11 protein-coding genes, 1 pseudogene and 1 riboswitch are annotated in these 11,710 nt (G+C 68.8%); of the genes and pseudogenes, 8 read left to right on the top strand and 4 right to left on the bottom strand.

The genetic code is table 11. The features are described 5' to 3' along the window. Positions 1–88: 88 nt before the first annotated feature. The 4 genes from AB0M95_RS01795 (at position 89) to AB0M95_RS01780 (ending at position 2,686) form a co-directional block, all read left to right on the top strand. Complete coding sequence (locus tag AB0M95_RS01795) at positions 89–307, top strand: hypothetical protein (protein WP_363758125.1); 219 nt, start codon at positions 89–91, stop codon at positions 305–307. A gap of 1 nt (position 308) precedes the next feature. Beyond that, positions 309–578: a DUF6412 domain-containing protein gene (locus tag AB0M95_RS01790; RefSeq protein WP_363758123.1), complete on the top strand. Its 270-nt coding sequence runs from the start codon at positions 309–311 to the stop codon at positions 576–578. A 99-nt stretch (positions 579–677) separates the two neighbouring features. Further along, positions 678–1,343, top strand: coding sequence for a membrane protein insertase YidC (gene yidC, locus AB0M95_RS01785; RefSeq protein ID WP_363758121.1), 666 nt, complete (start codon positions 678–680; stop codon positions 1,341–1,343). A gap of 83 nt (positions 1,344–1,426) precedes the next feature. Continuing rightward, positions 1,427–2,686: an arginine deiminase gene (locus AB0M95_RS01780; protein WP_363758119.1), complete on the top strand. Its 1,260-nt coding sequence runs from the start codon at positions 1,427–1,429 to the stop codon at positions 2,684–2,686. Here the strand turns inward: AB0M95_RS01780 and AB0M95_RS01775 are convergent. Together AB0M95_RS01775 and AB0M95_RS01770 are read right to left on the bottom strand one after the other, a co-directional pair. Then, positions 2,634–3,173 (bottom strand): ATP-binding protein, encoded by a 540-nt coding sequence (locus AB0M95_RS01775; protein WP_363758117.1) that lies wholly within the window; start codon positions 3,171–3,173, stop codon positions 2,634–2,636. The genes AB0M95_RS01780 and AB0M95_RS01775 overlap by 53 nt on opposite strands. A gap of 47 nt (positions 3,174–3,220) precedes the next feature. Beyond that, entirely contained in the window at positions 3,221–5,116 is a 1,896-nt protein-coding gene (locus AB0M95_RS01770) for a PAS domain S-box protein (RefSeq protein ID WP_363758115.1), read from the bottom strand. Between the two features lie 245 nt (positions 5,117–5,361). On the opposite strand from AB0M95_RS01770, the pseudogene AB0M95_RS01765 reads away from it, so the two are divergent. Next, positions 5,362–5,856 (top strand): annotated as a pseudogene (locus AB0M95_RS01765) (methylated-DNA--[protein]-cysteine S-methyltransferase); the annotation flags it as partial. On the opposite strand, the gene AB0M95_RS01760 reads toward AB0M95_RS01765, so the two are convergent. Both AB0M95_RS01760 and AB0M95_RS01755 read right to left on the bottom strand, forming a co-directional pair. After that, a complete protein-coding gene (locus AB0M95_RS01760; RefSeq protein ID WP_363758113.1) occupies positions 5,816–7,216 on the bottom strand; it encodes a cytosine permease in 1,401 nt (466 codons plus the stop codon). The pseudogene AB0M95_RS01765 and the gene AB0M95_RS01760 overlap by 41 nt on opposite strands. Further along, a riboswitch (TPP riboswitch) is annotated at positions 7,207–7,317 on the bottom strand. (Overlaps the previous gene by 10 nt.) A 325-nt stretch (positions 7,318–7,642) precedes the next feature. After that, entirely contained in the window at positions 7,643–7,861 is a 219-nt protein-coding gene (locus AB0M95_RS01755) for a hypothetical protein (RefSeq protein WP_363758111.1), read from the bottom strand. A gap of 190 nt (positions 7,862–8,051) precedes the next feature. Here AB0M95_RS01755 and AB0M95_RS01750 point away from each other — a divergent pair, with 190 nt between their 5' ends. The 3 genes from AB0M95_RS01750 (at position 8,052) to AB0M95_RS01740 (ending at position 11,507) form a co-directional block, all read left to right on the top strand. Beyond that, entirely contained in the window at positions 8,052–8,816 is a 765-nt protein-coding gene (locus tag AB0M95_RS01750) for a hypothetical protein (RefSeq protein WP_363758109.1), read from the top strand. A 505-nt stretch (positions 8,817–9,321) separates the two neighbouring features. Then, the gene (locus AB0M95_RS01745) at positions 9,322–10,548 is read left to right on the top strand and encodes a helix-turn-helix transcriptional regulator (protein WP_363758107.1); all 1,227 of its coding nucleotides are present in this window, start codon (positions 9,322–9,324) and stop codon (positions 10,546–10,548) included. A gap of 512 nt (positions 10,549–11,060) precedes the next feature. Then, positions 11,061–11,507, top strand: a complete 447-nt coding sequence (locus tag AB0M95_RS01740; protein ID WP_363758105.1) for an ATP-binding protein — start codon at positions 11,061–11,063, stop codon at positions 11,505–11,507. The last annotated feature ends 203 nt before the right edge of the window (positions 11,508–11,710 follow it).

The raw sequence follows: 11,710 nt of genomic DNA, 5'->3' as shown, positions 1-11,710 counted from the left end.
AGGCCACGTCATCACTTCGTAAGAAGAAGCACCAGGCCGTTTCCCGCGAAAGGACGACGCGCCGACGGAAAAGTCACGATCTCCATCTATGATCGGGCATTCGCTCGCAGCCGGGCGCGCCGCGACGTACCTTCTGGATATGGCCCGCATCGTGCTTTCCGTTCTCGGAGTCGTCCTGGCACTCTACGTAGTGTTCGGACTCCTGATCCCGACCATCTTCGGGATCTTCAAGATCCTGCTGGTCGTCGGCCTCATCGGCCTCGCGGTCTTCGCGGCGATCACCCTGGTGAGCAAGCTCTCGAAGTGAGATGACCCCCTTCCACGCGACCTTCGCGCTGCTCGCGCAGCTCGTCGCCGGGCATTCGGGCCCGGCGGCGCTGACGGCCGTCGGTCTCGTGGGGGTCACCCTTCTCGTCCTCGCCTGGGCCCTCGGACGGCCGGCGTTCGTCCCCGCCGTCGCGCACACCGCCGCGGGCCGTTCACGCGCCGCGCGCCCGGTGTTCGTCCGGCTGTGCCACCCGGACACGGCCGGCCGCCCGAGGCCCAGAGCACCATCCGCAGGCCCCGCGCCCGTCTAGCGATCCCGTACGGCCGTCGCCGTGCCCGGGTGTCCTGGCGGGCGCTTTCGTCATGTCCGTTCAAATCAGACGAACCCGACGAAGGGGCTCTGTTCCAGCATGTCCGCGATTTACGACGCCGTGCTCGGCTCCGCCTACCGGCTCATCGACTCCCTCGCGTCTCTCACCGGCGCGGCGCTCGCCATCATCCTGTTCACCCTGGCCGTGCGCCTGCTCCTGCTGCCGCTCGCCGTCCGGCAGGCGAGGGCGGCAAGGATCCGCCTGCGCCTGGCGCCGAAGGTCCAGGCGCTGCGCAAGCGGTACGCGCGCGACCCCGAGCGCCTCTACCGCGAGACCTCCAAGCTCTACGCGGCGGAGGGGACGTCCGCGTTCGCGGGCATCGGCCCCGCGCTCGCCCAGGCGCCGTTCTTCATGATCGCCTACCGCGTGTTCGTGTCGGCCACGATCGCCGGGCACCCGAACCTTCTGCTCGCCCAGAGCGCCCTCGGCGTGCCGCTGGGCGAGCACTTCGCCGCCGCGGTGGCGGGCGGCGGCCTGTTCGGCGCGCCCGCGCTGGTCTTCCTGGGGCTGTTCGCGCTGCTGGCGGTGCTGGCGTACGTGACCTCGCGGCGCATGGGCGAGGTCCAGCCGCGCCTGCTCCGGCTGCTGCCGTTCGGCACGATCCTCGCCGCCGCGTTCCTTCCCTTGGCCGCCGGGCTGTACCTGCTGGTCAGCACCGCGTGGTCGGCGGCGGAGCGGGCGGTCCTGTACCCGAAGGCCGCCTGACCCCACCTCCCCTGCCTGCCGGGGTCTTGTCCACCATTACGGTTGAATGTCGGAAGTGCTCAGGCGAGAACGGGGGGCGAGCCATGAACGGTGCCGACAGCGAGGTCGGACGCCTGGAGACGGTGCTCCTCCACCGGCCGGGCCCCGAACTCAAGCGGCTGACGCCCCGCAACAACGACAAACTGCTCTTCGACTCGATCCCCTGGGTGGGCAGGGCCCAGGAGGAGCACGACGCGTTCGCCGAGGCCCTCCGCGAGCACGGGGTCGAGGTGCTCTACCTCACCGAACTGCTGCAGGACACGCTGGAGTACGAGGCGGCGCGCGAGGAGATCGTCCCCGCCGTGCTCCAGGAGCGCCAGCTCGGCGACCGGCTCGCCGAGCTGACCCGGCGGCACCTGTTCGACCTCGACCCCGAGCAGCTCGCCCAGACGCTGATCGCGGGCCTCGCCCGCGAGGAGCTGAAGACCGGCCGCGGCCTGGTGTACGAGCTGCTGGACCGGCACGACTTCGTCGTCGACCCGCTGCCCAACCTGCTGTTCACCCGCGACTCCAGCGTGTGGATCGGCGACAAGGTCGCCGTGACCAGCCTCGCCATGCCGGCCCGTACGCGCGAGAGCATGCTCACCCGGCTGATCTACACCCACCACCCCCGCTTCGCCGGCACCGAGCACCTGTACGAGCCGTGGCTGGAGCACGTGGAGGGCGGCGACGTGCTGCTGATGGGCCCGGGGGTGATCGCGGTGGGCACCGGGGAGCGTACGACGCCCGCGGGCGTGGAGCGCCTGTGCCGCCGGGTCTTCGCTGCGGGGCTCGCGCACACCGTGCTGGCCGTGCCGGTCGCCCAGCGGCGGGCCACCATGCACCTCGACACCATCTGCACGATGGTCGACGTGGACACCGTGGTCATGTACCCGCCGGTCGCCTATTCGCTCCAGGCGTACACGGTGACGTCGATGGAGAACGGGGAGCTGCGCGTCTTCGAGCCGCGCCCGTTCCTGGAGGCGGCGGCGCAGGCGATGGGGATCGAGCGGGTGAAGGTCATCGACACCGGCCTGGACCCCGTCACGGCCGAGCGCGAGCAGTGGGACGACGGGAACAACACCCTGGCCCTGGCGCCGCGCGTGGCGGTCGCCTACGAGCGCAATGTGGAGACGAACGCCCGTCTGGAGGCCGCGGGCGTCAAGGTCATCCGAATTGCGGGTAGCGAACTCGGCAGCGGACGGGGTGGTCCGCGGTGCATGTCGTGCCCTATCAGCAGGGCCCTATCAGCAGGGCCCTATCAGGGACCGTCTAGCCACACTCGCGTAGGGCCCCTATTTCGGGTGTCCTCAGTTGTGAATTAAGGATCACGACCGGGGCATGGAGAACCGCCCATACCGTCGTCATGTCTCCGTCGTGCCGCACACCCCAGCGCTCCGCGAGAAACTCGACGATCCCGAGCCCTCGCCCGCCGAGCGACGAGAGTGCCGGCCGCCCCGCGCGGGGCTCCGTGGCCGCTCCCCCGTCACTCACCGTGACCTCGAGGTGGTCGTCCGCCCAGTCCCATGTGGCCATGATCTGGCCCGATGGGAGCGGATGGGCGTGACGGAGCGCATTGCTCAGCAGTTCGCTCACCACAAGGACGGCGTCCTCTATGGCGGCGGCGAACACCCCGCACTGCTCGAGATCGGCGCTGAGACGCTGGCGTGCGACGGCGACGCTGGTCGGCGCATACGGCAACAGCACGACGCCCTCACTTCCCCGTTCTCCTGCATTTCCCCCTGAGGAAAACACATCCCAGTACGACCGAAATGCCCCGATCGAAGGTTGTGGAAACCGCGTGGCGATCATTGCTTGTGCAGAAACGACACTAGACGCATTCATCCGTTACCGGCTCGTTACCGGTTCGGTGTGTCGGATCCGATATAGGCGGGCGCGGTACGCAGAACGAAACGCATTCGCGTGCCTCCGCCGGGCCGGGGATGCGCGGTGACCTCGCCTCCCTGGGCGCGCGCGAGGTTCCTGGCGATGTAAAGCCCGAGCCCGACGCCGCCGAACCTCCGGCGGTCGCCGCTGTCGGCCTGGACGAACCGATCGAACACCCGCTCGCGGTCGCCCGGCGCGATGCCGACCCCCTCGTCGTCCACGACGAGGACGACCCGGTCGGACTCCGGCCACGCCAGCACCCGGATCAGCCCGCCGTCCGGCGAGTACTTGAACGCGTTCTCCAGAAGCTGGCCGAGCAGTATGTCGGTGGCCAGCGCGTCCCCGTCCACCCACGGCAGGTCGACGGGGATGTCGATCTCCACGCGGTGCCGGTCGGACAGCACCGGCAGCCCGAGCGTGGCCACCCGCGCCCGCTCGCCGAGGTCGAAGCTCTCGACGCGCACCTTCAGCTCGTCGGCGCCCGACCGCGATCCGAGCAGCAGGTGGTCCATGAGCTGGCCGAGCGCCCGCGACCGCTCCGCGATGGTCCGTACCGCCGAGCGCCGCTCGACGTCCGACAGCTTGTCCCAGCGCGCGTCCAAAGTGCCGGCGAACCCCTGGACGACGGTGATCGGGGTGCGCAGCTCGTGGCTGGTGGTGGCGAGGAACAGGTCCTTGGCCTCCTCCAGCTCCTTGGCCCGGGTGACGTCGCGGAAATCCACCACGATCTCGCCGGTCTCGATGATCTCGGCGCTCACCACGTCCAGCCAGCGCCCGGACGAAAGCTGCGTCGTGAGCTTCTCGCCCGGGTCGGGCAGCGGGAACGGCGGGGGCCCGCCGATCACCTGGGCTGCGCGCACGCCGGTGAGCTCCTCGGCCGCGGGGTTCCACTGCCGGACGCGCCCGCGGTCGTCGAGCACCGCGATGCCGTCGGCGCTGGCGTCCACGACCGCGCGCTCGTGCGCCCGCTGCCGGACGACGTCCTGGTAGGCCATCGCGTTGCCGAGGGCGATGCCCGCGTGCCCGGCGAGCAGTTCGAGCAGCTCCAGCTCGATGTGCCCGGCCGTCCCCTCGGCGAACAGCGCGTACAGCGCCCCGTACGGACGCCCGCCCACCGCGGCGACGCCGAGCGCGATCGTGTGCAGGCCGGGCAGCTCCGACCAGATCAGCTCGTCCAGCGCCGCCTGGTCGCCCGTCTCCAGCAGCACGGTCTTGCCGGTGCGCAGCAGTTTGCCGACGAGGCTGCTGCGCAGGTCGGCCGTGGCGCCCTTCAGCCTCCCGGGAAGCCCGTGCGCGCTGACCAGGCGCAGGCGGTCGTCCTCGATCAGCACGAAGCCGCCCGCGTCGGCGCCGGTCAGCTCGGTGAGGCTCGCGGCGATGCGGTCGAGGACGGACGGCAGCTCCAGCTCGGCGTTGATGTCGGCCACGACGTCGGTGAGCCGCCGCACCAGCCTGGCCCTGCGCGCGCCGCGCTCGCGGGCGACCGAGTCGTTGGCGACGGGGTGGTAGACGGTGACGTACCCGAGCAGGGCGCCGGACTCGGCGCGCAGGGCGCTGATGTCCACGCGGACGTCCACGAGCGCGCCGTCGCGGTGGCAGCGCCTGGTGCGCAGCGAGACGGGACCGCCGGTGCGGACCCGTTCCAGGACCGCGTGGTGCTCGGCCACCAGCTCGTCCGGGACGAGCGGCACCCTGCGCCCGGTGACGTCGGCCGCGGCGAAGCCGAAGAGCCGCTCCGCGGCGGGGTTCCACATCAGGATGTTGAGGTCGCGGTCGAGCGCCACGACGGCGTCCGCCGCGCTCGCGAGGACAGCGCGAGCAAAGCCTTCATCGGCATTCTCTACCCTGTCGTCACTCATGACCCCCATCGTGCCCGTTTTCGCAGCCGCGTCTTGGCACTTTCGATGTACGAATAGTCGCAATTGCCCGTCCCGGGCGGTCTCGGGGGACGCCGGGGGGACCGGTTCGCTCGCCACCGGAGCATTCCTCCCCCTCTCCGGCCCGGGTAAAGCAGGCGGAACCCGGGCGACATGGACTTCGCCAACTACGTCGTGGCCGGTAGGAGGCCGCACTCCGCTACGCTGCCGGTAGCGGGACCGGGAGGGATGGGGCGATGACGACAGGTGACCTCGACGCCCTGGTGCGGGTGACCTCTCCCGGCTACGTCGGCGAGACCCCGCCCGACATCGCCTTCGGCATGACCGACACCCCCGTCGGCCGCATGACGCTCGCCGTCACCGCGCGCGGCGTGGCCGCGTGCAGCTACGAGGACGAGCACGTCGTCTTCGCGCGCGTCTCCCGCGAGATCGGCACGTTCATCGGCAACGACCCCCGCCGCCTCGACCCGATCCGCCGCGAGCTCGACGCGTACTTCTCGGGCAGGCTGCGGGCGTTCACGACCCCAGTGGACCTGCGGCTGGCCACGCCGTTCGCCCGCACGGTGCTCCAGATGACGATGGCGGTGCCGTACGGCAGCGTCACGACATATCAGGAGATCGCCGACCGGATCGGCCGCCCGCAGGCGTTGCGCGCCATCGGCAACGCGCTGACCGCCGACCCGGTGTGCGTCATCGTGCCGTGTCACCGGGCGATCGAGGCGCCTGGGCATCTTGGGGGGTACGCCGGCGGGCCGGCCGCGAAGGAGCACCTGCTGCGCCTCGAAGGCGCGCCAGTGGGCCCAGCGCCAGCGTGACCAGCGCCGAGACGACGAACGCCGCCAGCGCCGCGTTCATCCACGGCTGGTGCGCCAACCCGATCGCGTCGCGCACCGCCGCCCAGGCCGCGTCCCACCAGCCCACCGTCGGCGTCACCGTCACAAGCCAGTACGCCACGAAGCCCAGCACCCACGGCACGATCATCAGCCACCGGGAGGGCGCGTCCTCCGAGGTGTCCCAGCGGCCGGCCGCGCCGAGCAGGAAGTAGTCGACGGCCAGGACGGCGAACATCGGGACGAACACCGCGCCGATCACGCCGAGGAACGCCCCGTAGGAGTTGACGTTCACGAACAGGGCGACGCCCGTGGTCAGCACCCCGACACCGATCGAGAAGACGCGCCGGTCCACCCGGGGCAGCAGATTCTGCAGCGACATCGCCGTGGAGTACACGTTGGCGAAGGACTGGTCGGCCTCGCGCAGCACCAGGACGCCGAAGAACACGGCCCCGAGGGGCACGGCCACGAACGCCTCCCAGACCCGGTCGGCGTCGTTGCCCACCAGCGACAGCGCGAGCACGCCCATCACCAGGCACGCGACCTGCGCGATCGTGTACCCGCCGACCACGCCGCCGAAGGCCGCGCGGCTGGAGCGCGAGTGCCGCGCGTAGTCGGCCGCGACCGGGACCCACGAGACCGACAGCGCGATCACGTAGTCGACGGCGGGCGCGAACGCGTCCCAGCTCCCGGCGCCGAGTGAGGGCCCCTCGCGCAGCAGCGCCACGGCAAGCCACACCATGGCGACCACCACGCCCGCCGTCACGAACCGGCGCAGCAGCCGGATCGCCCCGAGCGGGCGTATGGTCAGCGCGATCGTAAGCGCCCCCGCCGCCAGTACCCAGACCTGGTACGGAACCGCGTCACCGAAGACGGCCTGGGCGGCGGTGGCGATCACCCACAGCTCGAAGGCGCCCCACCCGAGCATCTGCACGATGTTCAGCACGGTCGGGACGTACGACAGCCGCACGCCGAACAGGCCGCGCAGCAGGACCATCGCCGGGGCGCCGGTACGCGCCCCGGGAACGGCCGCCAGACCGACCATCACCGTGCCGACGAGGCTGCCGACGACGGCCGCGAGAACGGCCGCCGCCAGGCTCAGCGGCCGGCCGCCCAGCGGGTCGAGCAGGTACAGCGCCCCGGAGAAGCCGAGCAGGCTGACCCCGAGATTGGCCCAGAACGCGCCCTGGTCGAGCGCCCCCAGCGTCTTCGGCGGAGCCTCGTCGAGGGTCAGAGGGACTTCGTCGACGATGGACGACATCGCACACTCCCTACGCCGGCATTACCCGGACAGGTTCATGCGGTCGGCAGCGGCGTAGCTGCCCTCTCAGCCCGGTCCCCCGAGCTCCCGCGTTGTCTTATGCAGTTAGCGCCCTCATCTTGCCTCATCACAGCCCTTCTGGCCACAGGGGGGCGGATCACTGACGTCCCACCCTGCCGTCCACCCACGTCCCCGGAGTACAGCCGAGTCCGCAGAGGTAGCTGTACTCTCCAGCTGTACGGACCGCCAGCGACATCCTGGACCCGTGCCTTCGAGGTGGGAGCGAGCCACGCAACCGAGATAGGTCCACCAGCGCCTCGTTCCGCGTCGTATTCGACCTGGGAGTCATCACCTCCCATGAGCCGACTTAGCAAAGGCCGTGCCCTCAAAGGGGTTGGCTTGTGGGTCGTTCTTGACGGCGCCTAGCTAGTCACCGTTGTCGTTCGTGGTGTTGCTGATGATCTGGTTGAGCAGCCCGATCGCACCCGCCGTAGCGGCACCCGCGCCCAGGATCGACCCAGCGACCGAGCCTGTGACCCAGTAAGTCAGGACGCCAGCGGCCGCACCCGTGATCAGGGACAGACCCAAGATCAGGGCGGCACGAACGGTGAGGAGCGGGGAGGTTGAGTGAACCGGGCGGGTCACGAGGATTCCTCTCTTTATATCGCCGCGCGGCGGCGAGGCGGGGTAGTGGTTGCTCGGTTCTAGAAAGCCAGAATCCATAGGGGTTGCGCCGCACTGCAACGGCATCAGACGGGCGTTGCAGACAGTTGGCAACACGACCAAAGGGTGCGGTTTGTCGCGGGTAGCGTCCCAGGACGGTGATGATGGGCAGGTGAACGAGATCGCCCGCCGTCCAGTCGAGTTAGCACCCTTGAGCCCGGAGCTGAGCCCGCAGGTAATGGCCTGGGCAGGAGAACTGCGCGCTCAGTTCACCGCGCTGGGTATGTCGATCAGCCTCTTCTGTCGGCTTAATCCGATCGACAAGGGCACCGTGTCCCGGTACTTGAACGGAAAACGCGTCCCTGCCGACCGGTGGTTCCTAGACCAGATTCTAACCCTACGCGCAAGTGCGGGTACCCCCGTGACCGACGATGTCCGGGCACACTTGCTCAAGCTTCAGATGACCGCTCTCAAAGTTGCCCATCCGCACGAGTACCGAGTTCGGAGGGCCAACGACGAATTAGAGATCGCGGTCACGAGCTGGCACGAGTCCAAACGCTACGCCCAGTCCCTGGAACAGCAGCTCACAGAACGCACCCGAAGCCTCCAGGACCTACTCATGGAGAACGACCGTCTCCGAGCAGCATGGGATCACGACCGAACTCAATACCTTCAAGAGGTCGCCGACCTTACCCAGCAACTAGAACTAGCCCGCGGCCGAGCCCGCCAAGCAGAACGTCGTGTTCAAGCGCTCGAAGAGCTCCTCGACCAGCTGGAGACCCAGCACCCGCCCCAAGGCGAGTTCGCCACGGACATCACTTCCGATGACCCGCGCGCTGTAGCCAGCGTCCTGGATTCTGTCCCCGTACGTAGTTTGCTCATAGCAGCACAAATTTCAGGTGCAATATCTTCAATACGGCGATCACGGACAGCTTGAACGCCATCGACGCCATCAGGGACGATGACCGCGTCCGGAAGAACGAGATAGTCAAGATTCTGCTCACGCTGCCGGAGTAAGAGCGACCGTCGCCGATGGAGATCCGGGATTCTGAAGGTCACACGTCCCCATATGCCCCCATATGCAGCTCGGCTACCCGCGCGATGCTATTAGCAAGAACGTCGGCAGGCGGAGCGTCCGGATTAGCAGTCAACTCGTTTACGACTCGAATGCCAACGTTTTCGACATACCACGGCATGCCGTGGATACAGCCAGATCCCAACTCGGACGGGCCTCCGGCATCGTCCAGCAGCACGGCGGCCCGTGATGCAGCCAGGACGAAGTCCTCGTTTGGACGCATGTCGGCACGTGTTCCATAGGTTCGATTGATCGAGCGTTCGGTACCACGGACGTCGCCACGTGCTTTGTTATCTACGTCCCCGGCCTGGGTGGTGAGCCGTAGGCTGGCTGTGGACCTGCGGCCCGCCTCGCGCTGGAGGATGTCATGGATGTTCCGCCGAGTTTGAGTACGGGTGAGCGTATTCGGCATATGCGTGAAAAGCGGGGAATGAGTCGCACGGTGCTCGCCGGGCTGGTCGGGTACTCGGCGGACTGGTTGAAGAAGATCGAGGCCGGGCAGCGAGGGGTGTCCGTTCCCGCGCTGATCCGCCTGGCGCACGTTCTTCGTGTGGATGACCTCTCGCTTCTCATCGACGGTGATACGCCGATTCCGGTCAGTACCTGGGATGCCCCGCACCATCCGAGCGTCGCCGCGGTACGGGAGATCGTGGAGGTGACGTCGCTCCGCCCGGCGTCCCGCGACGCGGCCGACTTCGACGTGCCCGCGCTGCTCGCGCGAGTAAGACAGGCGTGGATCGCCTGGCACACGCTCCCGGGCAACCGTACGGCGGTCGCCGGTGTCCTCCCCGGGCTCATCTCGGAGATCGAGGACGCGGCCATTGTCCTGGACGGCGTCGAGCGCCGTACCGCTCAGGCCGGGCTGGCGAGCGCCTACGGGCTGGCGCAGCATCTCGCCGTGGACCTGGTGGAGCCGGAGGTCTCCCGGGTCATCGCCGACCGAGCCGTGCGCGCCGCCCAGGCGGCCGACGAGCCGGTGAGCCTGGCGTTCGCGGCCTGGACGTACGGCCACGTTCTGCGTGGTACGGACGCCGATGCCGCCTTCCGGATCGTCGATGGCGCGGCGAACGACGTGCGTGCGCGCGTGGAAGGCGACGACGACGTGGCGGGCCTGTATGGAAGCCTGTGTCTGCATATGGCCATCAGCGCCGCGTACCAGGGGCAGGATGGCACGGCCTGGCGATACTGGGACACCGCCGAATCGGTGGCGCATGCTCTGCCCGGGGGATATGCCCATCCTCAGACCGTCTTCGGACAGGCCAACGTCGCCCTCCACGGAGTCAGCGTGGCCGCCGAACTGCGCCGTTACGGCGAAGCGGTCAGGAGGGCCGAGCCGATCAAGCCTGAGGACATCCCTTCCCGTGAGCGCCAGGGGCGGCTGTTCGGGGAGATCGCGGCAGGCCACCTCCAGCGCCGCGACCTCGAACAGGCGCACCATTTCCTCTTCCGCGCCTGGACCACCTCTCCTGAAGGCACCCCTTTCTCCCCGCTGACGCGTGGCGTCACCGTGGAACTCATCCGCCGATCGACCGGCACCCTCAAGGCCAAGGCCGTCAAGCTGGCCGAGGACATGGGAGTCTTTCCGGCCGCATGAGCACGGGGACAGGTTGTCCCCATCGACGCCCTCGCGCATGGCTACTTTCCGTGCATGGCTAATCGACTCAGCGAAATCATCCCCATGTCATGCCTGGACGGGCTCACGACGGCCGCCACGGGTAGAGGATCGCCCTTCGGGGCATGGGCGGTCTTCACGACGGCGGCACGGTCCGGTCGGCGTGGGCAGGACTGACTCACCAGGGCGGCATCGGCACGGTACGGCGGCCGTGCCCGTGCGCCAACGGAAGTGGGACGTCGTTCAGCGCGAGGCTGCGGAGCAACTCGATCAGGTGATCCCCGCCTGGGTCATCTGGTACGGCGTTGGGACCCGTCGCTTCTACGCCGTCGCCACATGGTCGACACCTGTCGCGCTCATCGTCATCGCCCGCACCGTCGGAGAACTGCGCCAGCAGATGAGCGAAGCCGAGGCGGCGACATCACCCCACACAGCGGACGTTCGCCACGACCGGCAACCGCCTCAGTGGCCCATCCCACTTCGGAGAACCCCCCGTGATCACGATTCCTGGCAAGCTGCACGCGGCCAGTTGGGACATTCCGCACGACCTCGCGACGGTGCCCGGCGCCCGTCGGCAGGTCCGAAGGGCGTTGAGCCGCTGGACTCTTGAAGAGTTGGCCGATGACGTCGCCCTGGTGGTGGGTGAACTTCTCGCGAACGCCATCTGCCACGGCGCGCCACCGATCCGGCTCTCCCTGTGGCGGACACGCGGTGTTCTATGCGTGCGTGTGACCGACCATGGCATGGGACATCCCCACCAGCTCGACCCGGAGCCGGAATCCGTCCACGGGCGCGGACTCGCGATCGTGGCGGCCTTGGCCGGGGAGTTCGGGGTCTTTTCCCTGCCCAACCGCCCCGGGAAGGTCGCGTGGGCCAGGTGGACGGTGAAATCCGGCCAGGGCTCTGGCCCGACGACGATCCCGAAGCAGCGGCAGCCCTGAAAACACAGCCCGAGCGGAGCGAGGCCCATATACCAGGCACTCCGTGGCAAGCTTCGCGAACTCCGATTCCATCCTGACCGAAGGGCCGTCCGCATCACTTACTGGCGTCACCGACCTCGTGGCCCCCCACGGCGGCACCCACACCAAAGCAGCTCGCCGTATGCGGTGGGGAAGGCCGTAGCGGCACCATCCGGATAGGTTCA

The organism is Sphaerisporangium sp. NPDC051017, from assembly GCF_040683095.1.
GTDB lineage: Bacteria > Actinomycetota > Actinomycetes > Streptosporangiales > Streptosporangiaceae > Sphaerisporangium.
Note: the sequence above shows the minus strand (reverse complement) of the source record. Positions and strands in the feature narration are given on the sequence as shown.

Excerpts from the sequence above, each read along its gene's own strand:
- AB0M95_RS01795 (WP_363758125.1), top strand. The coding sequence starts at position 89 with ATGATCGGGCATTCGCTCGCAGCCGGGCGCGCCGCGACGTACCTTCTG.
- AB0M95_RS01790 (WP_363758123.1), top strand. The coding sequence starts at position 309 with ATGACCCCCTTCCACGCGACCTTCGCGCTGCTCGCGCAGCTCGTCGCC.
- yidC (WP_363758121.1), top strand. The coding sequence starts at position 678 with ATGTCCGCGATTTACGACGCCGTGCTCGGCTCCGCCTACCGGCTCATC.
- AB0M95_RS01780 (WP_363758119.1), top strand. The coding sequence starts at position 1,427 with ATGAACGGTGCCGACAGCGAGGTCGGACGCCTGGAGACGGTGCTCCTC.
- AB0M95_RS01775 (WP_363758117.1), bottom strand. The coding sequence starts at position 3,173 with ATGATCGCCACGCGGTTTCCACAACCTTCGATCGGGGCATTTCGGTCG.
- AB0M95_RS01770 (WP_363758115.1), bottom strand. The coding sequence starts at position 5,116 with ATGGGGGTCATGAGTGACGACAGGGTAGAGAATGCCGATGAAGGCTTT.
- AB0M95_RS01760 (WP_363758113.1), bottom strand. The coding sequence starts at position 7,216 with ATGTCGTCCATCGTCGACGAAGTCCCTCTGACCCTCGACGAGGCTCCG.
- AB0M95_RS01745 (WP_363758107.1), top strand. The coding sequence starts at position 9,322 with ATGGATGTTCCGCCGAGTTTGAGTACGGGTGAGCGTATTCGGCATATG.